Here is a 22,778-nt window from a genome sequence, read left to right as displayed (position 1 = left end):
ACGCTACGGGATCCAGCCCGCCTCCTCCGCGATCCGGATGGCGTCGATCCTGTTGCGTGCGCGGAGCTTGTCCACGATGGCCGTCAGGTAGTTCCGTACGGTGCCCTGGGTGAGGAAGAGCTGTACGGCCATCTCGGCCGTGTCCGCACCGCGGGCCGCCAGCCTGAGCACCTGGGTCTCCCTGGGCGAGAGCGGGTTGTCCGGTGCCTCCCAGGCGCTGAGGGCGAGATCGGGGTCGATGACCCGCTGCCCCGCGGCGACGGACCGTACGGACTGCGCCAGCCGGGCCGGCGGGGAGTCCTTCAGCAGGAACCCCGAGACCCGGGCCGACATCGCCCGGCGCAGGGTGCCGGGCCTGCCGAGGCTGGTCAGGATGAGCGTGCGGCAGTCCGGCAGCTTCTCGTGCAGGTCGGCGGCGGCCGTCAGCCCGTCGGTGCCGGGCAGGTCGATGTCGATGATGGCGACATCGGGGCGCGTTTCCAGCGCGGACGGCAGGATGAGGTCGCCCCGGTCGACCGAGGCGACCACCTGGAAGTCGGGCTCCATCTCCAACAGTGCGACGAGCGCGCCGCGGACCATGTGCACGTCTTCGGCGAGAAGAATCTTCAGAGTCAGCATTGGTTGTTCCCCCGTTCAATCCTTGCCGGCTCAGGCGGCGGGTCTCCCCGCGTCCTGAACCGCGGCCGGCGTGATGCCGGCGACCCCGTTCCTCCGTGGCTCCGGGGCCTCGGTCTGATCGACCGTGACAGGCCTGAGTGGTGCCTCGGCCGTCAGGCGGAACCGGCCACCGGGGGCGGGACCCGCGGTCAGCCGGCCGCCGATGGCGGTGAGCCGGATGTCGAGATTCCCCAGCCCACTGCCGCGGTCCACGGAATCCGACGGGCGGCTCTCGCTCACACCGTCGTTGTCGAGCACCAGCCGCACCGTCTCCTCCACGATCTCTGCCCGGATGGTGCAGCTCTGCGCCTTGCTGTGCCTGAGGATATTCGTAACTCCCTCGCGCAGGGCGGTCGCGAGCACAGTGTCCACCAGAGGGTGGAGCCGACCGCAGTCGACGTCCACCACGGCGTCGACATCGGCCGCGGCCATCACGTCGGCCACCGAATCCGCCTCCGTCGCCAGGGACATGGACCGGTAGCCCCTGGCGACCAGCCGTACGTCCGCGAGCGCCTGCCGGGAGACCTGGAGCACCGAGATGATCTCGGTGGTCGCCCGCTCCGGGTTGGCGGGCACGAGGCGCTGGACCAGCTCGCACTTGAGCGAGATCGCGGAGAGGCTGTAACCCAGCAGGTCGTGCAGATCGCGTGCGAACCGCAGGCGTTCTTGGGTGACGGCCATCCGGGCCATCTCGGCGCGGGTCTCGTGGACTTCGCGGACCAGGTCGGTGAGCCGGGTGAGGCCGTAGACGACGAGTCCGGTCAGAGCCGTGGAGATGCCCAGGTAGGCGAAGTCCATGACGGTGCCGCCGCCCTTGTTCACCCCCCAGCCCAGCACCAGGGCCGTGATGAGCGCGAAGCCGGGCCAGGCGACGCGGGGCGGCAGGAGCAGCAGGATCGAGGCGCTGAGCGGTCCCGCCACGCTGCCCCAGGCCGTGTTCAGCACGACCAGCGGGAAGAAGGTGAGGACGGTCTGGACGGCCAGGGCCCCGCATTTGCGGCCGGTGGACCAGCGCCGGGCCCGGGGCAGGGTGAGGACGATCTGAACCCCGTAGAGGACCAGGACGCCCGCCACGCATATGAGGAGATCACGGGTCTGGCCGCGCAGGGCGAATTCGACATTGAGCAGGGTCATGATTCCGTACCCGGTCAGGACGGTGATCACGATGCCCTGGGCGAGACGCGGTGCCAGGATGTCGGAAAGTCGCCCGCGCTTGTCCGGACTTAAACTTTCCGCTTGCCCCGCGCCCTGAGTCAGGTCGTTGTCCGCAGTCCGGAAACGGCCCGTCATATGCTCACTCCTCAGTACGCAATTCGGGAGAGTCTGAGATCGCACTATATGCCGAGCGGGCCAGGTGAAGGGCAGGCAACGGACAGCCCTGCCCGATCTACAACGGCAGTGGAACCGGATTGAGTTCCCCGAATGCGAGAGCACCGTCCCGCTGCCCGAGGCTCGGCGGTACGTCGAAGAGCCTCCCCGGGGCGAACCTGGCATAAAAGGGACGCAACCCCGGCACGATGGTCTTGACAACCGGAATTTCAACGTCCGGACGCGTCTGGTCGAGGACCAGGAGTTCCATTCCGTGCGACTCCAGCAGGGTCCGGATGTGGTGCACGTCTTCGAGGAGGTCCTCGCGGCGTCCGGCGTACGACCAGGAGGCGGGCGTCCGGGCACTCTGCCCCGGATCGGGGAACAACTGCGGCTGGCCGGGCAGCGGCGTACCGGAGGCGTCGCGGCCCGGAAGCATCTGCACCATCTCGGTGAGCGCCCTGCGCAGGGCCAGGCGCGGGTCGAAGTGCGCCCCGAACCCGAACACGAACCCGTCGGCCGGCCCCGCGTCGTGCCGGGACACCACCGCCACGACCGGGATGCCGAGGTCGGAGGTGAGGTCCAGGGCCCAGACCCGGCGGCCGGACCGCTCCAGCGCGGATCGCGTGGACGCCAGCCAGGGCTCGTCGAAGGCGTCGAGGTCGAGGCCCGGCAGGCGCAGCCGGTTGTACCACCACAGGGCCACGGCATCGCGCTCGACGAGTTCGAGGGCGCCCTGGACGACGGCGTCCTCAAGGCTGCCGCCCGCCGCGTTGCCGTTGGAGTCGGACCACAGGTGGTCGCCGCGGACGCCCGCGCCCGCGCCCGCGCCCGCGCCGAAGTACAGGGTGGAGGTGGGGAGCAGCCGGTGGACCCCCGCGGTGAGGGACCAGACCGGCGTCCAGTCGGTCCCGGCCGTCGGGTCGAAGGGTTCGCTGACCCGGTGGAAGGGTGACTCGACCGCGTTCCAGCGCTCCCGGTCGGCGTACTGCCGCTCGTCGAACAACTGGTAGGCGTTGGGGTGCAGGGCCTGGTCTCCCAGCCCCGTCAGCGAGTCCCGGATGACGAGCTCATCGCCCTGGCGGGCGGCGCTGTACCGTTCCGCCGCCTCGCACAGGGCGCTCGCCCGCGCCTCGGTGGCGGTGGCCCCTTTGCCTCCGCTGCGGGCCCGCAGGACCTCGTGGACCCCGGCGAGCGAGCGCCCGCGCAGGGCGAGGTTGTGGCCGGAGTCGTAGGCGTGCAGTCCGTCGGGCAGTCCCGGCACCTGGCGGACGTTGGTGACGATGCCGGTGACCGGGCTGATCAGCCGGCGGTTCTCGATGAGGATGCCCTCGGCGGAGATCGCGCGGTCGTTGCTGCCCGAGCCCTCGGCCTTAGGCCGGGACACCAGGGCCACGGGCCGTGCCGTCCGCTCGGCGACCATCGCGGGGTCCCCGCAGTCGGGGCACTGCGGGCGGCGCATCACCATGTGGTGGGCGGTGCTCAGATTGAGGCTGTCCAGGACGCAGACCGCCCGCTGTTCCGGGTAGCGCAGTCCGGCGAGCCATTTGGAGATCTCCAGCACGGCGCTGTGCAGTCCCAGGGACCGCACGGCGGACAGGGTCGGGGCCGGCCGCGCGGCGGGTCCGTCCAGTCCCAGCGCGCGCTGTACGGGCAGTTCGCTGAAGCGGTGCTCGGAGAGCCGGTGGGCCAGGCAGGTCCAGCAGGGCCCGCTGCCGTCCGGGGCGAAGAACGGTCCGGTCCAGGGATCGGCGCCGAAGGGCCTGGCCAGCAGCCAGGTCCGGCGCTGGACCCGCAGGCGCGCCGCCACGGTCCGCAGTTGCGGGTCCAGGTAGTCCGAGCACAGCACGAGCGCCAGCGGGGCGTCGGCGTGCTCGTCCACCGCGTTGAGCCCCGAGGCGTTGCAGGCGGCGCGGGCCGCGGTGGTGTCGACCCCGCCGACCGGGATCACCGCCACCGGCGCCCTGCCGACCTCGGCCGTCGCCTCGTACCCGTCGAGGCCGGCGCGGTCCCAGTAGGCCTGGGCCAGGGCCGTGTCCTCGCCCGTCAGATCGGCGGCGTGCCGGTAGCCCACCAGGTTGGCCTCGGCGAGGCTGCGCAGCGCCCGGCCCGCCTCGGCGATCGACATGCTGCGGGAGGCGTCCCTCAGCAACTGGGTGAGCGTGCGGCTGCCGTCGAGCAGCGGGACGAGGTTCTCGATCCCGCCGCCGCGCAGGACGGTCACGCCCTTGTCGGACAGGACGAACGCGGCCTCGCCCGGCACGGCCTCGGCTCTGACGTGGCGCTTGAAGGCGACGAAGGGGCCCGCCAGGGGCTCCTGTATCGGGCTCACGCCGCCACCTGAGCGGCGAAGGGGACACCCATGCCGCACGTGCAGGGGCGGATGCACCAGTCGGCGCTGCCGACGGCGGCGGCAGCATCGCTCAGGTCGTCTATGGAGACGGTCGCGCCGGCCGTCCAGTCCACTGCGTCGGCTCCGAGGCCGAACTCCAGCAAGGCCCAGGAGAGGTCCCGGTCGAAGCTCCGTCCGGGCGTGGGCTGAGGTCCGGTGCTCATGGTGCGATCGGCGAAGCGTAGATAGTCCCGGGCCTCGTTCATGTCTTCCCCCTGTGACGAACGGCGCTGCGTTTACGTCTGTCTGGGTCGAGAGTCTGGGGCGGGACCTCATGGAACCGGCAGTGCACCGGTCACCGGCCACCTATGACATTTTCATGAATCGCCTCATGTGTGGGTCACTGGGCCGCGGCGCCCCCTTGGTGCGAGTCTGCGTACCTGACTCCAAAGGGTCGTCGCAGGGTTTGGCCGGCGGCCGTGGCCCGACAAGGGGGAGCACGCACATGGAGATCAAAGTACTCGGGTCGCTCGCCGTCCACGAGCGCGGCGTCTCGGTGGTTCCGAGCGCCGCGAAGCCCAGGCAGCTGCTCGCGCTGCTCGCCCTCCACGCCGAGCGGGTCGTCACCGTACCCACGCTGATGGAGGAGATCTGGGGCGAGGACATCCCCCGCAGCGCGGCCACCACACTGCAGACGTACATCCTCCAGCTGCGCCGGAAGATCAGCGCAGCGCTCGACGGGGATCCGCTGCTCGACGCCAAGGACGTCCTCGTCACCCAGTTCGGCGGCTACCTGCTCCAGGTGGCTCCGGGCCAGGTCGACGCCCACGAGTTCGAGAGGCTCGCCGGCCACGGCCGGGCCGCCTACGACGTCGGCGACTACCGTGCCGCGTCCGAACTGCTCGGCCGCGCGCTCGCGCTGTGGCAGGGCCCGGCGCTGGTCGACGTACGGGCGGGTTCCGTGCTGGAACTCGAGGTGCTGCGGCTCAACGAGGAGCGCACGGCCGCCCTGGAGCGGCGCATCGAGGCGGACATCCGGCTCGGCCGCCATGCCGAGGTGATCCCGGAACTGCGGGTGCTGGCGGCCCGCCATCCGCTCCACGAGGGGTTCTGCGGACAGCTCATGCGCGCCCTGCACCGGGCGGGCGGGGGCTGGCGGGCTCTCGAGGCGTACCAGAGGCTGCGGGGGTCTTTGGTGCGCGAACTGGGGCTCGAACCGTCCGCGCCGCTCCAGCAGCTGCACCAGGCCGTGCTCTCGGGCGATCTCGACCGGTTCGACCCGGTCGGCGCCGGGATGCCCCGGGTGCTCCAGCCCGTGGCCGCGGCCGAGTAGCCGCGGCCGGGGAGCGGTGGCCGGGAACCAGCGGCCGGGGAGCGGTGGCCGTGCGGCCGGCGGCACATGGCCGGTGGCCGCGCGTAGCAGCGGCCGCCCGCAGCGCCGCTCGAGCCAGGCTCCAGGGCGCGTGGCCACGGCTTTTGAGGGGTCGTTCCTAGCTTGGGCCGATGACGACCTTCGACGAACTGCTGACCACGCTCGCTCCCTCGCCGAGCCTGCACCGGTCCACCGCAGAACTCAACCGGCTGAAGGACGAGGTGAGCCGCGGTCCGGATCCCGAGGCGACGAAGCGGCAGCACGCCAAGGGCAAGCTGACCCCCTACGAACGGCTCGATCTCCTCTTTGACGAAGGCACGTTCACGGAGATCGAGCCGCTCCGCCGGCACCGGGCGACCGGTTTCGGCCTCCAGCACCGCAGGCCCCACGGCGACGGCGTGGTCATCGGCTGGGGCCTGGTGCACGGCAAGACGGTCTTCGCGTACGCCCACGACTTCCGGGTCTTCGGCGGCGCACTCGGCGAGGCCCACGCCACCAAGATCCACAAGGTGATGGACCTCGCCGAGCAGGCCGGCGCCCCGCTGGTCTCCCTGAACGACGGTGCGGGCGCCCGTATCCAGGAGGGCGTCTCGGCCCTGGCCGGATACGGCGGCATCTTCCGCCGCAACACCCGCGCCTCGGGGGTGATCCCGCAGATCAGCGTCATGCTCGGCCCGTGCGCGGGCGGCGCGGCGTACTCCCCGGCGCTCACGGACTTCGTGTTCATGGTCCGCGAGACCTCGCAGATGTTCATCACCGGCCCGGACGTGGTCCGCGCGGTGACGGGCGAGCAGATCACCCAGAACGGCCTCGGCGGCGCCGATGTGCACGCCTCCGTCTCCGGCGTCGCCGGGTTCGCGCACGACTCCGAGGAGGAGTGCCTCGAGGACGTCCGCTACCTGCTCTCGCTGCTCCCCCAGAACAACCGCGAACTGCCCCCGGTGGTCCGCGGCGACGACCCGGCCGACCGCCGCACCGACGCCCTCGCCGGCATCGTCCCGGCCGATCCCGGCCAGGCGTACGACATGCGCAAGGTGATCGAGGAGATCGTCGACGACGGCGAGTTCTTCGAGGTGCAGGAGGCCTGGGCGCAGAACGTCGTGTGCGCCTTCGCCCGGCTCGACGGACACGTCGTGGGCATCGTCGCCAACCAGCCGGCCGCCCTGGCCGGGGTCCTGGACATCCACAGCTCCGAGAAGGCCGCGCGGTTCGTCCAGACCTGCGACGCCTTCAACGTCCCGCTGCTCACGCTCGTGGACGTGCCCGGCTTCCTGCCGGGCGTCGACCAGGAGCACAACGGCATCATCCGGCACGGCGCCAAGCTGCTGTACGCGTACTGCAACGCGACGGTCCCGCGGATCTCCCTGGTCGTCCGCAAGGCCTACGGCGGCGCGTACATCGTCATGGACTCGCGGTCCATCGGGGCCGACCTGGCCTTCGCGTGGCCCATCAACGAGATCGCGGTGATGGGTGCGGAGGGCGCGGCGAACGTGGTGTTCCGCAAGGAGATCGCCTCGTCCGACGATCCCGAGGCGACACGAGAACGTCTGGTCAAGCAGTACAAGGCCGAGCTCATGCATCCGTACTACGCCGCGGAGCGCGGGCTCGTGGACGACGTCATCGATCCGGGTGAGACCCGGCAGGTCCTGATCCGCTCGCTGGCGATGCTGCGGGCCAAGCACGCCCCGCTGCCGGAGCGCAAGCACGGCAATCAGCCGGTGTGAGGCCGCGGCGCACGGGCCGCGGTTCCGGATCGGCGGAACCGCGGCCCCTCGCGCGCCCGGCGGGTCCGGCGGGTCCGGCGGGTCCTGCGCGCCGGACGTTCACCGGTCGAAACACCGGGTGCCGGCGCCCACCCCTCCGGATTGGCTCCGAGAGGCCCCGGAAAATCAATTCGGCCGTCAGATGCGTGTGCCGTACCAGGAAAATCGCATAACCCGGAGCATGACGTTTTCCCGGCAATGGCAAATGCGCCGGGCACGTGCGAACCCGGATCACGCGGGCGCGGGTTCGTGCACCACGATGCCGGAATGGAATCAGGTAGGGAGGCAAATCCCGTCGCACCGGCACTGGCGCGCGGCCTGGCACGAATGGGCGACGGCGATCCGGCCGCGCGCGAGCGCGGCTGCGCGCTGCTGGGCCGGGCGGCCGAGCGGGACGAATCGGTGCGCGCCGGGGCGGCGACCGCGCTGGTCGCCCTGGCGCGGCGGGAGAGCGACGTACGGGTGCTGCGGGCCCTGGCGGAGGCGCTCGGCGGGACGGCCGACGGGCGCGCCGTTCCCGCACTCGCCGTCCTCGCGGGGCATCCCGACGACCGGGTGCGCCTGGAGGCGGCCGGAGCGTTCGCGGGGCTGGCCGGCTGCCCGCCGGACGCGGACGCCGTCCGCGCGCTCCTCGCGCTGACCCGTGACGCGGACCCGCGGGTCCGCGACCGGGCGACGTTCGTCCTGGGCTTCCAGCTGGAGGCCGACGGCCCCGAGGTCCGCGCCGCGCTCTGGGAGCGCACGGGCGACGAGGACCGCGAGGTCCGGGAGGAGGGCGTCCGCGGACTCGCCCGGCGCCGCGACCCGCGGGCCGTCCCGTTGTTGGCGCAGTTGCTCGCGCACCCCGACGGCGCGCACGTCCACACCTTCGACGCGGCGCGGATCATGGGCGCCCCCGAGCTGCTGCCCGCGTTGCTGGACTACGAGCCCGAAGGCGCCGGGGTCACCGCCGCCGTGCACGCGTGCGATCCGGTGCGCAGGGCCCGGCTGGACGCGGCCGCCTGGGAGTTGGTGTGCGCGCTGCACCGGCTGCGGCCCGACCTGGACGCGGCCGTCTCGGCGGAGCTCTTCGGCCCGGGGCTCGCCCTGGGCTTCGGCGCCCGCGGCACGTCGGCGGCGTACGACGTGGAGCTCCTGCTCGCGCGCGGGGCCGGCGACCCCGCGGGAGCCGCCGCGCTGGTCTCGGCCGACCTGCCGGGGCGTTCCGGCGTCACCGCCGGGCGCGCGGGCCCGTCCTCCGTGGCGTAGGCGCGCGGGGTGGCCGGCAGGATGCCGGTCAGGCGTCGGCCCGCTTCGGCCGTGCGATGTTCGGCGCTCGGAGTCGGAGTTCGGAGTCGGAGTTCGGGGCAGGCGTACTCGACACCCGCGGCGCCCCCGTGCTGACACTGGGGCCCGACACGCGGGGGGAGGCGGCCATGCGCGGCCGACGGTTCTGGGGGGCCCTCGCGGGCACCGTGCTGGTGCCCGCCGCCGTGATCGGCGGCGTGGCGGTCCACTTCGCGGGCGGAGCGGGCGGAACGGGCGGAGCCTCCGGGGCGGCGGACTCCGTGCCCCATCTGGACACCACGGGGCACTTCTTCCTGGCCGTGGCGGTCATCCTCGCGGCCGCCCACCTCGGCGGCCGGATCGCGCGGCGGGCCGGGCAGCCGCCGGTCATCGGGGAGATCTGCGCGGGGCTGGCGCTCGGCCCCTCGCTGCTCGGGCACTTCGCGCCGGCCGCCACGGGCTGGCTGTTCCCCGCCCCCTCGCTCCGGCTCCTGGACGGGCTCGCCCAACTCGGCCTGGTCCTCTTCGTGTTCGGGGTGGGGCGGGAGCTGGCCGGGCAGGGCCTGCGGGGCGCGGCGACGCAGGCCCTGCTGGTCAGCCAGGCGTCGATGCTCGTGCCGTTCGCGGTCGGCGCGGTCGCCGCAACCTGGCTGCTCGCCTTCGCCGGGCCGCGCGCGGACCCACTCTCCTTCGTGCTGTTCGTGGGCTGCGCGTTGAGCATCACGGCCCTCCCGGTGCTCGCCCGGATCCTCGCCGACCTGGACCTCACCCGGACCGAGCCCGGGCGGCTCGCCCTGTTCGCCGCCGCGGTCGGGGACGGCGGCAGCTGGCTGGTGCTCACCGCGGTCCTGGCGGGCGGGGCGCCGCTCTCGGTGGCGGGGGTGGCAGCCCTCGCGCTGCTGCTCCTCGGCCCGGTGCGCGGGGGGCTGCCGGGTCGGTTCGGCGGCAGGGGCAGATGTGTAAAAGAGGCAGGGGCCGGGGCGGCGTGCCGCTCGGCCTCCAGGATCGCGGGGGCGGGCCGGGCGGGCCGGCCGGGGGCTGTCAGTCGATGATTTCCGGGCTGGCCGTGATGACCGCGAAGGGGGCGCCCTGGGGGTCGGCCAGGACGGCCATGCGGCCGGCCGGCATGTCGAAGGACGGCTTCAGGACCGCTCCGCCGGCGCGGACCGCGGCTGCCTGGACCTCGTCCACGTCGTCCGCGTGGAAGTAGGCGAGCCAGTGCGGCGGGGTGCCCGGGGGCAGGTTCGCCAGGTCCATCATCCCGCCCACGGCGCGGCCTCCGACGAGGAACTCCGTGTACCCCTCGGCTCCCGGCATCTTGGACGCGGTCGTGGAGACCGGCAGGACGGAGGTGTAGAACGCGGCCGCGGCGGGGACGTCGCTCGTGCTCAGCTCGTTCCAGATGAGGGCGCCGTGCTCGTTGACGATGCCCGCGCCGTCGAAGGTGCCGGCCTGCCACAGGCCGACGACGGCGCCGGTCGGGTCGGCGACGACGGCCATCCGGCCGAGGTCCATGACGTCCATGGCGCCCAGGACGACCTTGCCGTGGGCATCGGTGACGGACTTGAGGGTGCCGTCGAGGCCGTCGGTGGCCAGGTACGTGGTCCACACGGTCGGCGGCATCGGGTCGGGGACGCTGCCGTCCGGGTTCATCGCCTTCATGATCCCGGCGACCGGCTTGCCCTTGAGGGTGCAGACGGCGTACCCGCCGGTCTCGGGCGGGCCGATCTCGCCCTGCCAGCCGAACAGGTCGCTGTAGAAGTCGATGGCGGCCTGCTGGTCGGGGACCATCAGGTCGATCCAGCAGGGGGTGCCGGGCTTGTAGGGGCCGTTCATGTCGGGCACGGGCGCTCCGGGGGATGGATCGGGGGATGGATCGGGGAAGGACGGCCCGTCCCCTACCCGGGGGACGGGGCCCGAAGCGGGCCGTACGGGTGAAGCCCGTGCGGTAACCCCTGACTGGCCGTCCCACCCCCCTGCTCCGCCCCGGCTCCGACGCCGGACGGGTGCGGTGTGGGCGAGCATGGGCGTGGCCGGCGGGGCATCCGTCGCTCATCACGCGGGAACGGGTGGGGAATTGATGAGATCGGTACGGATGCTCATGTCCGCGGCGGCGGCCTTCACGGCCTTGGGGGCTGCGCTCGGCACCTCGCCGGCCGTCGCGTCCTCGGCCCCGGCCGCCCAGGCCGCCCAGGCCGCCCAGGCCACCCAGGCCACCCAGACCGCCCTGGCCGCGGGCCCGGCGCAGAACGAGATCAGGGTCGTGTCCTGGAACATCTGCGGCGAGGCCGGCGGCAACCGGGGGGACGCGGGCTACTGCGCGTACCGGGACCAGCCCGCGGTGAAGATGGACGAGGTCCAGAAGGTCGTGGACGAGCGGCGCGCCAACGTGGTGATGCTGCAGGAGGTCTGCGGCGGCGCCGCCGGCAGCCACATGGCGCTGCTCCAGGAGCGGCTCGGCCCCGCATGGTCCATCCGGCACGCCAAGGGCGCGCGCCCCGACGGCCGGACCGACTGCCGGGCGGGCCTGACCGGCGAGCTCGGCATCCTGCTGGCCGTGAAGGGCACCGTCACCGGCTCCTGGTCCGAGAACACGCTGCCCGCCTCCGCGGACGACAAGCAGACCCTCGCGGCGCTGTGCGTGGCGGTGGAGGGCTGGAGCACCACGCCCTGCACCACCCACGTCATCCCCGGCCAGGCGAGCCGCGCCGCCGCGCAGATCAGGAACGTCAAGGCGTTCGTCGACGCGCACGCTCCCGGCGGCACCGTCCTGGGCGGCGACTTCAACCGCAACGCGGGCGCGGCCGAGATGGCGCCGCTGACCGGCGCGTACGACCACTGCATCGACGGGTTCACGTACCACGGCTGGGACACGGTCGGCACGGGCGGGCACTCCTGGAACGAGCTCGACCACCTCTTCACGACGAAGGCCGTCGGCGCGAACCGCTTCGCCTCCTGCGCCATCGACTCGGCGCGGATGGACACCACCCCGAACGAGCCGGACAGCGGCCCCCCGAGCGGGGTCTCCGACCACGCCCCCGTCACCGCCGTGCTGCGCGGCGCTCCGACGGCCGGGGACATGGACGGTGACGGCAGGTCCGACCTGGTCGCCGTGGACGACGAGGGCAAGCTCCGCCTCTACGCCGGACGGGGCGACGGCGCCGTCACCGGCAGCCCCGCCGTGATCGGCAGCGGCGGCTGGGCCGGCGCCTCCGTCTCCCACCGCGGGGACTGGACCGGCAACGGCACCGAGGACGTCGTCGCCCGCGTCGGCACCGAGCTGCGCGTCTACCCGAACCGCGGCGACGGCACGCTGGCCTCCCCGGTGCGGATCGGCACCGGCTTCCCCGCCGACTCCAAGGTGGTCAGCGTCGGCGACGCCACCGGTGACGGCCACCCGGACGTGATCGCCACCCTCGGCGACACCCTGTGGCTGTACGCGGGCGACCCGGCCGCCCGACCCGGCGTGAGGTCCGGGGTGCAGATCGGCACGCGGGGCTGGTCCCCGATGAGCCTGAGCGCGGCGGGCGACGCCGACCACGACGGCCGCGTCGACCTGTTCGCGCGCGACGCGAACGACGAGAAGCTGTGGCTCTACCGGGGCCGCGGCGACGGCACCTTCGGCGAGCGCACCGAGTACGGGCACGGGTACGGGACCGGCAACCGGCCGCTGCTGGCGGGCGCCGGCGACGCGGACGGCAACGGGGTCGCGGACCTGTGGGCGACCACGAACGAGGGCACCGGCACGCTGATGTTCTACGCCGGCGAGACCAACGGCGCGGGCGACCCGGTGGACGGCACCCGCACCACGGTCGGCCAGAGCAGCTGGAACACCATCCGCGCGATCAGCTGAGCGGCTTTGGTGAAGTTCGCTGCTGATCCATTGATGCGTGCGCGTTGTCTGTTCAGGGCTTGGTCGACTGCGGTGCCGACCGCTCCGTTGGTGGTGTGGACGCGCTCGGGGTAGTCCTCGTACTTCGCCGAGCGCCACACCCGCTCGATGTCGTTCAGCTCGGGACTGCGGGGCGGGAGGTAGAAGAGTTCGACGCCGATGGCGGCGAGCTCCTCGCGGCGCCCTTTGAAGACACGGGCCACGTGTGCGGAGGCGTTGTCCAGGACGACGGTGCACGGCCGTGCCCGTGTGAAGCCCGCGGGAGGTTTGTCCCGTGCGGCGGCCCCGCCGGGCAGGCGGGCCAGCCTCACGCACACGAACTCCGGCAGCATGACCGCGTCGATCTTGCCGCAGGTCCTCTCCCAGACCAGATCGGCATGCTGTCCCACCGTCAGGGCCCCGAGGACGTTCACACGTCGGCCCTTCTTGTCCTCGCGCGGCACGACGGCCCGCTGTCCTACCCTTGACCAGGTGTATCCGGTGGGCATGGTCGGGGCGAACCCGCTCTCGTCGAGGAAGGTCAGCCACTTCGGGCACGGTCAGGCCCCGACCCATCAGCCGTACGTAGTCCAGACGCAGTCTGGTACCCGGCGCGAGATCGCGTGCCCGCAGACGCTCACACACCTCGCGTTCCTGATCAGACGTCAATTCCACACGCAAGATTTTCGGCATGGGCAGCCCCTCCCTGCCCTGCCTCATACCCGAACCGCAGCCCGCATCACCGAGACCGCTCAGCTTGTGCGCGGGGAGGCTGCTGGCGGCTCGGATCAGCCCCGCGGGCACCGGGGCTGTATCTCTCCGGGGCTGTCGCTACGCGGCGCCCGCCGCTGTCAGGACCGCGACCGGCAGGAGCAGAATCCACTGCGGCAGCCGGAGCAGTGGCTTCGGCCAGCCGACCGACAGCGTGACGACCAGGAAAGCGAGTGCGTACGCGACGAAGTGCGCAGCCACGAACCACGCCACCAGGCCGGTTGCTGACGTATCGTCCGCCAGCGCGAGGTAGACCAAGGCGGCTGCGGAGAGCACCAGGTCGACGCTCACCATGTGCCACACGGCATGAAGGACGCGCTTGGGTTCGTCTGCGAGTCCGCAGGACAGCAGCGGGCGCACCACATCCCGGTGCCCGCCGACGATGTGCGCTGCGGCCACACCGGACGCGGTGATGCCCGCTGCGAGAAGCCAGCCGTTCATCGGATCTCGATTCCTTTGGCTATGACAGCAGCCAGCCGGCCGGCCAGCTGAGGGTCGGGGTGTTCCCCGACCAGGCCGATGTGGAAGAACACGGCTCCTGCCAGCGTGTCCAGGACCAGATCCACGGGTGTGTCGGCCGCGATCTCCCCGCGCTCCACGGCACGCTCGAAGACGATCAGCAGCCGCTCCTTCGAGGGGGCCAGGAAGTCGCTGCGGATGCGCGCCTTCAGCACCGGATCGGCGGCGAAGTCAGAGAGCAGCCCCGGGAGCGCCGCTGCGGCGGCCGGTGCGTGGAACTCGTCGACCAGGCCCCGCAGCAGTGCGGTCAGGTCCCCGGCCAGCGTTCCGGTGTCTGGGGCCGGAGCATGGTCGGTGGTCGTGAACACGGCCTCGAAGACCAACTCCGGCTTGCCCCGCCACCGCCGGTAGACCGTGTCCTTGCCGACACCGGCACGGGCAGCCACCGCCCCGATCGATGTCGCGGCGTAGCCAACCTCGATCACCAGCTCTGTGGTCGCGCTGACGATCGCCTCGTGCGAGCGGGGATCCCTGGGACGTCCCCTGGAGGACGGAAAGGAACTCATACCGATTTACGATACGGGTCGACCCGTTTGATAAGCAATCCCGGCCGGCGTCACGAGGACATCACCGCTGCGGAGCATGTACCACAACCGCAACGCACTTACTCAAGACCGCTTAGTGCGGTGACCGGCACCTGGACGGGGTCGCGGGAACCACGCTGAGCGTGTGCCCCGCGGCCCCTGCGCACGCCTGTGCGCCGAGCTCGAATACCGTGCTAGCGGAATGCTTGCACTGCGACTATTCTGGCTGCATGGCCACCTTGTACGTCCGCGACTTGTCCGACGAAGCGCTCGCAGAGCTCAAGATAAGAGCCGCGCGTAGCCGTCAGTCACTGCAGGCGTACGCCCGGACCCTCCTGGAGGAAGAGGCCGCGACACCGTCCGTCGAGGACGTCGTCGAGCGCATCCGCTCCCGGGTCTCGGCCGAGCTGAGCGTGGACGAGGTTCTCGGCGACCTCGATGCCGGGCGGCGGCGCGAATGATCGTGATCGACGCGAGCGCGGTCGTCATGCTGGTCGCCGACGCGGGCCCGGTGGGCGAGGCCTTACGCGATCGGGTGAGGGGTGAACGGCTCGCCGCCCCCTACCTGCTCGATGTGGAAGTCACCCAGGCGTTGCTCGGCCGCCATCGGGGAGGCAAGCTCTCCGATCGCCAACTGGACTCGGCTTGGGACGACTTCGGGCTCCTGCCGGTCAGGCGGATGGAGCACCTCCCGGTGTTGCCCCGGGTGCGGGAGCTGTACGCGAACCTCTCCGCATGCGATGCCACCTACGTCGCACTGGCCGAGGGGCTCCAGGTGCCGCTCGTCACGTGCGACGCACGGATCGCCCGATCCGGCAGCCCGCGCTGCAAGGTCGAGGTCTTCGGCGCGGCATGAACTGATGCGGGTGATGCTTCACTCGTCGCCCCGGGCCGACGGCATGACCTCGGTCGCCGTGGAGTCGTCGTCGATCTGACGCAGCACAGCCGCCGTGACGTACGTCGAGACGTCGCTCCCCATCGCGTCGGTATGTGCTTTCAGTCGCGCGCGCAGCGCCGCGTCCATGCTCATGCGAGCAACGTGGCGCGGTGGTTCACGGGACAGGGGGAAATGCCGAGGCCTCCGTCCCCCGCGGGTGGGGGACGGGGGCCTCGGCTCGTGCGTCAGAGCTTCTCGGGGGTGCGGATGCCCAGCAGGGACATGCCCTTGGAGAGGGTGCGGGCGGTCAGCTCGCACAGGAACAGGCGGTTCTCGCCGACGACGAGCTCGGGCTCGGGCTTCACGACCGGGCACTGCTCGTAGAACGTCGCGAACAGCGAGGACAGCTGGTAGAGGTACGCGGCCACCTTGTGCGGGGCGTGGTCCGCGGCCGCCTCGGCGATGAGCTCGCCGAAGTGGTCCAGGTGCAGGCCCAGCGCGCGCTCGGCCGGGGCCAGCTCCAGCTCCGGGTGCGCGACCGGCTTCCGGTCGCCCGCCTCGCCCGCCTTGCGCAGGATGGACTTGATCCGGGCGTACGCGTACTGGAGGTACACGGACGTGTCGCCGGTCAGCGAGACCATCTGGTCCAGGTCGAACTTGTAGTCGCGCGCGGCGGAGGTGGACAGGTCCGCGTACTTCACCGCGCCGATGCCCACGTACCGGCCGTTCTCGAGGATCTCCGCCTCGCTCAGGCCGATCTTCTCCGCCTTCTCGCGCACGACGGCCGTCGCCCGGTCCACCGCCTCGTCCAGCAGGTCCACCAGCCGGACCGTCTCGCCCTCACGGGTCTTGAACGGCTTGCCGTCCTTGCCCAGCACGGTGCCGAAGGCCAGCTGCACGGCCTTGGTGTCCTCGTTCAGCCAGCCCGCCCGGCGCGCCGTTTCGAAGACCATCTTGAAGTGCAGGGACTGCCGCGCGTCGACCACGTAGATCAGCTCGGTCGCGCCCAGGTTGCCCACCCGGTCGCGGATCGCCGAGAGGTCGGTCGCCGCGTAGCCGAAGCCGCCGTCGGACTTCTGGACGATCAGCGGGGTCGGGTTGCCGTCCGGGCCCTTGACGTCGTCGAAGAACACGCAGAGCGCGCCGTTGGAGCGGACGGCGACGCCCGACTCCTCCAGCAGCTTGCACGTCTCGACGAGCATGTCGTTGTAGCCGGACTCGCCGACCACGTCGGGGTCCTGGATGTCCATGTCCAGCTTGTCGAAGACGGAGTAGAAGTAGATCTTCGACTCGTCCACGAACCGCTGCCACAGGGCGAGGGTCTCCGGCTCGCCGGCCTGGAGGTCCACCACCCGGGCCCTGGCCCGCGTCTTGAACTCCTCGTCGGAGTCGAAGAGCGTGCGCGAGGCCTTGTACAGGCGGTTCAGGTTGGACATGGCCTCCTCGCCGGAGACCTCCACTGCGTCGTCACCGTCCCCGGCGCCCTTGTGGTCCAGCTCGTGCGGGTGCTCCAGCAGGTACTGGATGAGCATGCCGAACTGGGTGCCCCAGTCGCCGATGTGGTGGCGACGGACCACCTTCTCGCCGGTGAACTCCAGGATCTCCACCATCGCCGCGCCGATGACCGCCGACCGCAGGTGGCCGACGTGCATCTCCTTGGCGACGTTCGGCTGCGCGTAGTCGATCACCGTCGTACCCGGCTTCGCGGCGAGCGGCACGCCGAGCCGGTCGTCGGCGGCACGCGCGGCCAGGGTCTCGACGATCGCCCGGTCGGTGACGGTGATGTTGAGGAAGCCGGGCCCGGAGACCTCGATCTCCTTGATCAGGTCACCGGAGTCGAGGCCCTCGACCACGGTCGTCGCCAGCTCGCGCGGGTTGGCCTTGGCCTTCTTCGCGAGCGCCAGGATGCCGTTGGCCTGGAAGTCGGCCCGGTCGCTTCGTCGCAGCAGGGGGTCGGCCGCACCGGACTCCGGCAGGGCGGAGGCGAGTGCGTCGGCGACGCGCTGGTTGACGGAGGAAGCGAGGGAAGGGACCGAGGCCATGAGCTGCCGTTCCTGTGAGGTCGTGCCTGAGGGTGCACTTGGGTGTTCAGACAAGTGCCGAGTATCCCACGCGGGGGCCGGACGCTTCGCGGGATATCCGGGTGGTTCCAGTGGGTGGAAGCAACCCCGGAGTGCTCCCCTCCGTCTGGGAGAATGGCCCACAGCCAGCATTCGAGATAGAAGGACGTGTCGTGGCTCAGAGCGCGCAGAGCAGCACCGAGACCGATTGGGTCTCCCGTTTCGCGGACGAGGTCATCGCCGAGGCGGAGCGCCGAGCCCCGGGCAAAGTCGTCGTCGTCGCCTCCGGACTCTCCCCCTCCGGCCCGATCCACCTGGGCAACCTCCGCGAGGTCATGACCCCGCACCTGGTCGCCGACGAGATCCGCCGCCGGGGCATCGAGGTCCGCCACCTGATCTCCTGGGACGACTACGACCGGTACCGCAAGGTCCCCAAGGGCATCCCCGGCGTCTCCGAGGAATCGCACGCCCAGCACATCGGCCGCCCGCTGACCGCCGTGCCCGCGCCCGAGGGCTCCGCGTACCCGAACTGGGCCGAGCACTTCAAGGCCGCCATGGTCGAGGCGCTCGCCGAGCTCGGTGTCGAGTACGACCCCATCAGCCAGACGGAGCAGTACACCGCGGGCACCTACCGCGAGCAGGTCCTGTTCGCGATGAAGCACCGCGGCGACATCGACGCGATCCTCGACCAGTACCGGACGAAGGCCAAGCCGGGCGCGGGCAAGAAGCCGCAGCAGAAGCCGGCCGACGAGGCCGAGCTGGAGGCCGCAGAGGGCTCCGGCGCGGCCGCCGAGGACGACGGCACCGTCGGCGAGGGCGGGTACTTCCCGTACAAGCCGTACTGCGGCCAGTGCGGCAAGGACTTCACCAAGGTCACCTCGTACGACGACGAGACGACCGAGATGACCTACGTCTGCACCGAGGACGAGTACACCGAGACGGTCAAGCTCAGCGAGTTCAACCGCGGCAAGCTCGTCTGGAAGGTCGACTGGCCGATGCGCTGGGCCTACGAGGGCGTGATCTTCGAGCCCTCGGGCGTCGACCACTCCTCGCCCGGCTCCTCCTTCCAGGTCGGCGGCCAGATCGTGGGCATCTTCGGCGGCGAGCAGCCGATCGGACCGATGTACGCCTTCGTCGGCATCAGCGGCATGGCCAAGATGTCCTCCAGCAAGGGCGGGGTCCCCACCCCGGCCGACGCGCTGAAGATCATGGAGCCGCAGCTGTTGCGCTGGCTCTACGCCCGCCGCCGCCCCAACCAGTCCTTCAAGATCGCCTTCGACCAGGAGATCCAGCGGCTCTACGACGAGTGGGACAAGCTCGAGGCCAAGGTCGCCGACGGCTCCGTCCTGCCGGCCGACGCGGCGGCCCACGCCCGCGCCGTCCGCGTCGCCTCGCACGAGTTGCCCCGCACCCCGCGCGCGATGGCCTACCGGACGCTCGCGTCCGTCGTCGACATCACCGCCGGGCACGACGAGCAGACCCTGCGCATCCTCAGCGACCTGGAGCCCGAGCGGCCCCTGGCCTCGCTCGACGAGGTGCGCCCGCGCCTGGACCGCGCCGAGAACTGGATCACCACCCAGGTCCCCGCCGACCAGCGGACCCTGGTCCGCGAGGAGGCCGACGCGGAACTCCTGTCGTCCCTGGACGAGGAGGGCCGCGAGTCGCTGCGCCGGCTCGTGGACGGGCTCGACTCGCACTGGTCGCTCGACGGCCTGACCACGCTCGTCTACGGCGTGCCGAAGGTGATGGCGGGCCTCGAACCCGACGCCAAGCCGACGCCGGAGCTCAAGGTCGCGCAGCGGACGTTCTTCGCCCTGCTCTACCGCCTGCTCGTGACCCGGGAGACCGGACCGCGCCTGCCCACGCTGCTGCTGGCGGTGGGAGCGGACCGGGTGCGCAAGCTGCTCGCCGCGTAGGTTCCGCACGGATGTGAGGAAGGGCCCGCACCCCCGGTTCTCGGGGGTGCGGGCCCTTTCCGCGCGTGGGGGCGTACGGGCTACGCGATGTGCTCGTTCTGCAGGTCCTGCTGGTAGCGCTGCTTCAGGTCAGGCATCATGCGGCGGATCATCGTGGCGCTGCGCGGGTGCACGATCCCGTGCCGGTCCGAGAGGTATATGTCCACCTGCTCGGGGGTGGGCACCTGGTTGTTCTCCTCGATGTACCCGCGGAAGACCTCGTACGCCGCCTCGGCGAACTTGACCTCGTCGAACTCCGGGTCCGCCGGATCCGCCGCGTCCGCCGGCTCCTCCCGCCGCTCCTCCTGGCGGGGAGCCGGGATCGGCAGCTCCTGCTGCTCGGGGGCCGGACCCGCCGGACCCGCCGGACCCGCCGGGTACGTCGCCGGGGCGGGCTCCGGGCCCTCCGCCGGCTGGGGGCTGTAGCCGCCCTCGTACGCCGCCTGCGGGGCGCGGGGTCCCGCGAACCAGGCGCTGTTGTGCGCGGCGGGCATGGCCGTCGGGTCCACCGCGAAGGGGGCGGCGGCCGGGTGGGCCTGCGCCTGTGCTTGCGCCAGCGCGTAGGCCTGGGCCTGCGCCTGGGCCAGTGCGTGCTCCTGCGCCAGCGCATGGGCCTGCGCCTGGGACTGGGCGGCCACGTCGGGGCCGTCCGGGCCCGTGGCGCCCGGGGCCGCGTCCACCGGGACGGGGGTCTCCGTGGCCGCGGCGGAGCCGGCCAGGAGGGCCGGGTGGGTGGCCGCCACCGTCGCCACCTGCGCCGCCGCCGGAGGCAGGAGCAGCGGGTCGATGCCCGCCGCCGCCAGGCCCTCCGGGGCCGTCTGGGACAGGGGGACGCCGATGCGGGCCAGGCGCAGCGGCATCAGGGCGCCGACCGGGGCCTTGCGGCGCCAGAAGCGGCCGTAGCGGGCCTGGAGGCGGGCCTGGTAGATCAGGCGGTCCTGCTCCATGCCGACGGCCTGCTCGTAGGAGCGCAGCTCCCACAGCTTCATCCGGCGCCACAGCTTGAAGGTGGGGATCGGGGACAGGAGCCAGCGCGTGATGCGCACGCCCTCCATGTGGCGGTCCGCGGTGATGTCCGCGATCCGCCCCACCGCGTGCCGGGCGGCCTCGACGGTGACCACGAACAGGATCGGGATCACCGCGTGCATGCCGACCCCGAGCGGGTCGGGCCAGGCCGCCGCGCCGTTGAACGCGATGGTCGCGATCGTCAGCAGCCACGCCGTCTGGCGCAGCAGCGGGAACGGGATCCGGATCCACGTCAGCAGCAGGTCCAGCGCCAGCAGCACGCAGATGCCGGCGTCGATGCCGATCGGGAAGACCAGCGAGAAGCTGCCGAAGCCCTTCTGCAGGGCGAGGGCGCGTACGGCGGAGTACGAGCCCGCGAAGCCGATCGCGGCGATGACGACGGCTCCGGCGACCACGACACCGATCAATATCCGGTGCGTACGAGTCAGCTGCATCGCGGCCACCCGCGATCCCCTCCCCTTGTCCCCATGCCCCATGTGCCCATGTACCCATGTCGAGCTACGGCAGGCACAGCGTACGCGCGTACGAGTGACCGGACGTCAGCGGTCCGGTCACCGTTCGGTAGCGTCCGGACGAGGACCGCCGGACCGGCCGCAGCACTAGGCGTTCGTCGGCGAGGGCGACTGCTCCGGCTGCTTCTGCTGGTTGGCGGTCTCGACCGAGGCCACGGTCTCCTTCGCCGCCGCGATGGCGTCCTGGAGCAGCTTCGCCTGGTCCGGAGCGTCCGCGCCCTCGTAGGCCGCGCCGTTGTAGTCGAGGGTGATGATCACGTTGTGGGTGCGGGCGATGATCGTGGTGTTGGAGAAGTCGCCGTCCTTCTTGGTGGTGAAGGTGAAGGACGTGGCCTGGTCGCCGATGCCGCCCGCCGCCTCCGGCTTCATGTTCTCCGCGCCCTCGACGACCTTCGCCTTCTCGATCTGCTTGGTGTACTCCTCCTCGGCGCGCTTGCTGCCGGTCCCGACCGACGCGAGGGAGTCGTAGCGGACGAGGGAGATCGAGAGCCAGCGGTACTGCGAGCCCTTCAGGCCGGCCTCTTCCAGGCCGTTCCAGGAGCAGCTGGCGCGGGTGGCCAGGTCGTTCGACTTGGCGGCCGTGCCGTTGGCGTCCTTCGCCTTCGGGACGATGGTCTCGATGGTCTTCGCGGCGACCGTCTTGCAGGGCTCCGGCAGCGTGGCGTAGACGGCCTTCTCCGGCGCCTTGGACTCCTTGGAGTTCGGCTTGGCGGACGAGGAAGCGTCGGCCTTCTTGCCGCTGTCGGAGCCCGAGTCCTTGCCCGAGTCGGACGAGCAGCCGGCGACCGTGAGGATCACCGGAACGGCTGCGCAGGCGAGGACGCGGGTGAGACGCGAGGCTGATCGGTGCATGATTCCTTCAGACGTTGTGGGTCTTCGTGCGGGCCGGCTCACCGGCCCGTGGCGGGCGCGGGACCCGGGCAACGGTAGCCCGACCCGGCGCCCGGCTGCTGTGCGCGCCGTCACCCCGGGCCCTCGCGCCCCCTTCGGGCGGGCCCGGCTACTCGTTGAACCGGTCGACGAGGGCCTGCGCCAACTGCCGTGCCCTGTCCTGGGTTTCGCCGCTCGGCGGGACGGTTCCGGGGAGCGCGGGCTGGACGCTGTACTCGACGGTGACGATGACATTCGAGGTACGGAACACAATGCGGACGGTGCGTGCCTGGGCGGCCGTGGCGCCGGCGGCGCTGAGCTTGTCCTCGATGAAGGACTCGTTGCCGAGCCCTTCGAGGACGCGGGAGCCGAGCTCGACCGGCGCCGAGGCGGACGCTGAGGCGGAGGCCGACGGGCTGGTGCTCGTACCGGCACCCGGGCTCGCGCTGCCGCCCGCGCCCGCGCCCGTAGCCGGAGTGGGCGAGGACGCCCCCGCCGACGGGGTGGGCGACGGGGTGGTGAGCGGGCCGGGGACGGGCAGGTGGGCGTCGGTGAGCTGGCGGATGAAGACCTGGCGCGCCTTGTCGTCGTCGCTGACGGTGGCCCGGTCGTACGAGACCACGCGCTCGAAGCCCACCGACAGCAGCCTGGTCTCGGTCGGCGTCTGCGCGGTCCAGCGGCAGCCGACGCGCCGGTCGGCGTCGTACGAGGCGTCCGCGACGCCGGCGTAGAGCGCTTCGCGGGCTTCGGGGGTGAGGGCTTCGGCGACGGGGAGCATCGCCTTGACCTTCTTCGGATCGGCGGCCTTGCAGGGCATCGGCAGATTGCGGTACTTGCCGGGCTGCGCGACCGTGCCGGAGTTCCCGCCCGCCTTCGCGTCGCTGGTGGTCCCGGATCTGCCGCTGTCGGTGCACGCGGTGAGGCCGACGGTGAGGGCGGTGAGCACCGCGATGCCTGGCAGGGCTGCACGTACCGACTTGCGCTGCACGTTCCACCGGCTCCCTTCGGGAAAATGCGTTGCCGCGGCTCGGGCGCGGATGGACACAATGTCTATCGCACACGCTGGTGCTGGCGCCGGTCTCCTGTCGTATTTGG

General features: G+C 71.8%; 21 protein-coding genes. 8 read left to right on the top strand and 13 right to left on the bottom strand.

All coding sequences use genetic code 11. From position 1 onward, the window contains the following. Window positions 1-3: 3 nt before the first annotated feature. The 4 genes from DRB96_RS06660 to DRB96_RS44335 form a co-directional block, all read right to left on the bottom strand. Window positions 4-618 (bottom strand): response regulator transcription factor, encoded by a 615-nt coding sequence (locus DRB96_RS06660; protein ID WP_112447579.1) that lies wholly within the window; start codon window positions 616-618, stop codon window positions 4-6. Window positions 619-648: 30 nt separating this feature from the next. Further along, window positions 649-1,947 (bottom strand): histidine kinase, encoded by a 1,299-nt coding sequence (locus DRB96_RS06655; RefSeq protein WP_112447578.1) that lies wholly within the window; start codon window positions 1,945-1,947, stop codon window positions 649-651. Between the two features lie 97 nt (window positions 1,948-2,044). Continuing rightward, entirely contained in the window at window positions 2,045-4,297 is a 2,253-nt protein-coding gene (locus DRB96_RS06650; protein WP_239516043.1) for a TOMM precursor leader peptide-binding protein, read from the bottom strand. Beyond that, window positions 4,294-4,521, bottom strand: coding sequence for a hypothetical protein (locus DRB96_RS44335; RefSeq protein ID WP_239516044.1), 228 nt, complete (start codon window positions 4,519-4,521; stop codon window positions 4,294-4,296). Before DRB96_RS44335 ends, DRB96_RS06650 begins: the two co-directional genes overlap by 4 nt. A 281-nt stretch (window positions 4,522-4,802) precedes the next feature. Between DRB96_RS44335 and DRB96_RS06645 the strand changes: the two genes are divergently transcribed. The 4 genes from DRB96_RS06645 to DRB96_RS06630 all read left to right on the top strand — a co-directional run bounded on the left by DRB96_RS06645 (window position 4,803) and on the right by DRB96_RS06630 (window position 9,750). Then, entirely contained in the window at window positions 4,803-5,630 is an 828-nt protein-coding gene (locus tag DRB96_RS06645) for an AfsR/SARP family transcriptional regulator (RefSeq protein WP_112447577.1), read from the top strand. A 170-nt stretch (window positions 5,631-5,800) separates the two neighbouring features. Further along, window positions 5,801-7,393, top strand: coding sequence for an acyl-CoA carboxylase subunit beta (locus DRB96_RS06640; protein WP_112447576.1), 1,593 nt, complete (start codon window positions 5,801-5,803; stop codon window positions 7,391-7,393). Between the two features lie 306 nt (window positions 7,394-7,699). Further along, window positions 7,700-8,680, top strand: coding sequence for a HEAT repeat domain-containing protein (locus tag DRB96_RS06635; protein WP_162689054.1), 981 nt, complete (start codon window positions 7,700-7,702; stop codon window positions 8,678-8,680). Window positions 8,681-8,847: 167 nt separating this feature from the next. Next, on the top strand, window positions 8,848-9,750 hold the full coding sequence (locus DRB96_RS06630; RefSeq protein ID WP_162689053.1) for a cation:proton antiporter: 903 nt from the start codon (window positions 8,848-8,850) through the stop codon (window positions 9,748-9,750). On the opposite strand, the gene DRB96_RS06625 is transcribed toward DRB96_RS06630, so the two are convergent. Then, complete coding sequence (locus DRB96_RS06625; RefSeq protein ID WP_112453255.1) at window positions 9,740-10,534, bottom strand: VOC family protein; 795 nt, start codon at window positions 10,532-10,534, stop codon at window positions 9,740-9,742. The genes DRB96_RS06630 and DRB96_RS06625 overlap by 11 nt on opposite strands. Window positions 10,535-10,778: 244 nt before the next feature. On the opposite strand from DRB96_RS06625, the gene DRB96_RS45835 reads away from it, so the two are divergent. Beyond that, a complete protein-coding gene (locus DRB96_RS45835) occupies window positions 10,779-12,551 on the top strand; it encodes an FG-GAP-like repeat-containing protein (protein ID WP_275431885.1) in 1,773 nt (590 codons plus the stop codon). Here DRB96_RS45835 and DRB96_RS06610 read toward each other — a convergent pair. The 3 genes from DRB96_RS06610 to DRB96_RS06600 form a co-directional block, all read right to left on the bottom strand. Next, a complete protein-coding gene (locus DRB96_RS06610) occupies window positions 12,455-13,114 on the bottom strand; it encodes a transposase (RefSeq protein ID WP_275432067.1) in 660 nt (219 codons plus the stop codon). The genes DRB96_RS45835 and DRB96_RS06610 overlap by 97 nt on opposite strands. Before the next feature lie 286 nt (window positions 13,115-13,400). After that, complete coding sequence (locus DRB96_RS06605; protein ID WP_112447572.1) at window positions 13,401-13,781, bottom strand: hypothetical protein; 381 nt, start codon at window positions 13,779-13,781, stop codon at window positions 13,401-13,403. After that, window positions 13,778-14,365 carry a TetR/AcrR family transcriptional regulator gene (locus tag DRB96_RS06600; protein WP_112447571.1) on the bottom strand — a complete coding sequence of 196 codons (588 nt, stop codon included), beginning with the start codon at window positions 14,363-14,365 and terminating at the stop codon, window positions 13,778-13,780. Before DRB96_RS06600 ends, DRB96_RS06605 begins: the two co-directional genes overlap by 4 nt. A gap of 248 nt (window positions 14,366-14,613) precedes the next feature. Here DRB96_RS06600 and DRB96_RS06595 point away from each other — a divergent pair, with 248 nt between their 5' ends. Together DRB96_RS06595 and DRB96_RS06590 are read left to right on the top strand one after the other, a co-directional pair. Next, window positions 14,614-14,844 (top strand): antitoxin, encoded by a 231-nt coding sequence (locus DRB96_RS06595; protein WP_112447570.1) that lies wholly within the window; start codon window positions 14,614-14,616, stop codon window positions 14,842-14,844. After that, on the top strand, window positions 14,841-15,239 hold the full coding sequence (locus DRB96_RS06590) for a type II toxin-antitoxin system VapC family toxin (RefSeq protein WP_112447569.1): 399 nt from the start codon (window positions 14,841-14,843) through the stop codon (window positions 15,237-15,239). Before DRB96_RS06595 ends, DRB96_RS06590 begins: the two co-directional genes overlap by 4 nt. Window positions 15,240-15,257: 18 nt before the next feature. Here the strand turns inward: DRB96_RS06590 and DRB96_RS42715 are convergent, their stop codons facing one another. Further along, on the bottom strand, window positions 15,258-15,413 hold the full coding sequence (locus DRB96_RS42715) for a hypothetical protein (RefSeq protein WP_162688518.1): 156 nt from the start codon (window positions 15,411-15,413) through the stop codon (window positions 15,258-15,260). Between the two features lie 92 nt (window positions 15,414-15,505). Next, window positions 15,506-17,302, bottom strand: a complete 1,797-nt coding sequence (gene argS / locus DRB96_RS06585) for an arginine--tRNA ligase (protein WP_112447568.1) — start codon at window positions 17,300-17,302, stop codon at window positions 15,506-15,508. A gap of 191 nt (window positions 17,303-17,493) precedes the next feature. On the opposite strand from argS, the gene lysS reads away from it, so the two are divergent. Further along, window positions 17,494-19,236 carry a lysine--tRNA ligase gene (gene lysS / locus DRB96_RS06580; RefSeq protein ID WP_112447567.1) on the top strand — a complete coding sequence of 581 codons (1,743 nt, stop codon included), beginning with the start codon at window positions 17,494-17,496 and terminating at the stop codon, window positions 19,234-19,236. A gap of 80 nt (window positions 19,237-19,316) precedes the next feature. Here the strand turns inward: lysS and DRB96_RS06575 are convergent, their stop codons facing one another. The 3 genes from DRB96_RS06575 to DRB96_RS06565 all read right to left on the bottom strand — a co-directional run bounded on the left by DRB96_RS06575 (window position 19,317) and on the right by DRB96_RS06565 (window position 22,671). Then, window positions 19,317-20,744: a DUF2637 domain-containing protein gene (locus DRB96_RS06575; protein ID WP_112447566.1), complete on the bottom strand. Its 1,428-nt coding sequence runs from the start codon at window positions 20,742-20,744 to the stop codon at window positions 19,317-19,319. A 156-nt stretch (window positions 20,745-20,900) separates the two neighbouring features. Continuing rightward, on the bottom strand, window positions 20,901-21,665 hold the full coding sequence (locus tag DRB96_RS06570; RefSeq protein ID WP_239516067.1) for a DUF3558 domain-containing protein: 765 nt from the start codon (window positions 21,663-21,665) through the stop codon (window positions 20,901-20,903). A gap of 148 nt (window positions 21,666-21,813) precedes the next feature. After that, window positions 21,814-22,671 (bottom strand): DUF3558 domain-containing protein, encoded by an 858-nt coding sequence (locus DRB96_RS06565; protein WP_204357657.1) that lies wholly within the window; start codon window positions 22,669-22,671, stop codon window positions 21,814-21,816. Window positions 22,672-22,778: the final 107 nt, after the last annotated feature.

Origin of the sequence: Streptomyces sp. ICC1 (assembly GCF_003287935.1) — a bacterium.
GTDB classification, from domain to species: domain Bacteria; phylum Actinomycetota; class Actinomycetes; order Streptomycetales; family Streptomycetaceae; genus Streptomyces; species Streptomyces tritrimontium.
Note: the sequence above shows the minus strand (reverse complement) of the source record. Positions and strands in the feature narration are given on the sequence as shown.

What these genes read in the sequence shown, in the direction of transcription:
- DRB96_RS44335 (WP_239516044.1), bottom strand. Translation starts at nt 4,521, where the DNA reads ATGAGCACCGGACCTCAGCCCACGCCCGGACGGAGCTTCGACCGGGAC.
- DRB96_RS06635 (WP_162689054.1), top strand. Translation starts at nt 7,700, where the DNA reads ATGGAATCAGGTAGGGAGGCAAATCCCGTCGCACCGGCACTGGCGCGC.
- DRB96_RS06645 (WP_112447577.1), top strand. Translation starts at nt 4,803, where the DNA reads ATGGAGATCAAAGTACTCGGGTCGCTCGCCGTCCACGAGCGCGGCGTC.
- DRB96_RS42715 (WP_162688518.1), bottom strand. Translation starts at nt 15,413, where the DNA reads ATGAGCATGGACGCGGCGCTGCGCGCGCGACTGAAAGCACATACCGAC.
- DRB96_RS06625 (WP_112453255.1), bottom strand. Translation starts at nt 10,534, where the DNA reads ATGAACGGCCCCTACAAGCCCGGCACCCCCTGCTGGATCGACCTGATG.
- DRB96_RS06570 (WP_239516067.1), bottom strand. Translation starts at nt 21,665, where the DNA reads ATGCACCGATCAGCCTCGCGTCTCACCCGCGTCCTCGCCTGCGCAGCC.
- argS (WP_112447568.1), bottom strand. Translation starts at nt 17,302, where the DNA reads ATGGCCTCGGTCCCTTCCCTCGCTTCCTCCGTCAACCAGCGCGTCGCC.
- DRB96_RS06595 (WP_112447570.1), top strand. Translation starts at nt 14,614, where the DNA reads ATGGCCACCTTGTACGTCCGCGACTTGTCCGACGAAGCGCTCGCAGAG.
- DRB96_RS06590 (WP_112447569.1), top strand. Translation starts at nt 14,841, where the DNA reads ATGATCGTGATCGACGCGAGCGCGGTCGTCATGCTGGTCGCCGACGCG.
- DRB96_RS06630 (WP_162689053.1), top strand. Translation starts at nt 8,848, where the DNA reads ATGCGCGGCCGACGGTTCTGGGGGGCCCTCGCGGGCACCGTGCTGGTG.
- DRB96_RS06660 (WP_112447579.1), bottom strand. Translation starts at nt 618, where the DNA reads ATGCTGACTCTGAAGATTCTTCTCGCCGAAGACGTGCACATGGTCCGC.
- DRB96_RS06640 (WP_112447576.1), top strand. Translation starts at nt 5,801, where the DNA reads ATGACGACCTTCGACGAACTGCTGACCACGCTCGCTCCCTCGCCGAGC.
- DRB96_RS06605 (WP_112447572.1), bottom strand. Translation starts at nt 13,781, where the DNA reads ATGAACGGCTGGCTTCTCGCAGCGGGCATCACCGCGTCCGGTGTGGCC.
- DRB96_RS06655 (WP_112447578.1), bottom strand. Translation starts at nt 1,947, where the DNA reads ATGACGGGCCGTTTCCGGACTGCGGACAACGACCTGACTCAGGGCGCG.
- DRB96_RS45835 (WP_275431885.1), top strand. Translation starts at nt 10,779, where the DNA reads ATGAGATCGGTACGGATGCTCATGTCCGCGGCGGCGGCCTTCACGGCC.
- DRB96_RS06600 (WP_112447571.1), bottom strand. Translation starts at nt 14,365, where the DNA reads ATGAGTTCCTTTCCGTCCTCCAGGGGACGTCCCAGGGATCCCCGCTCG.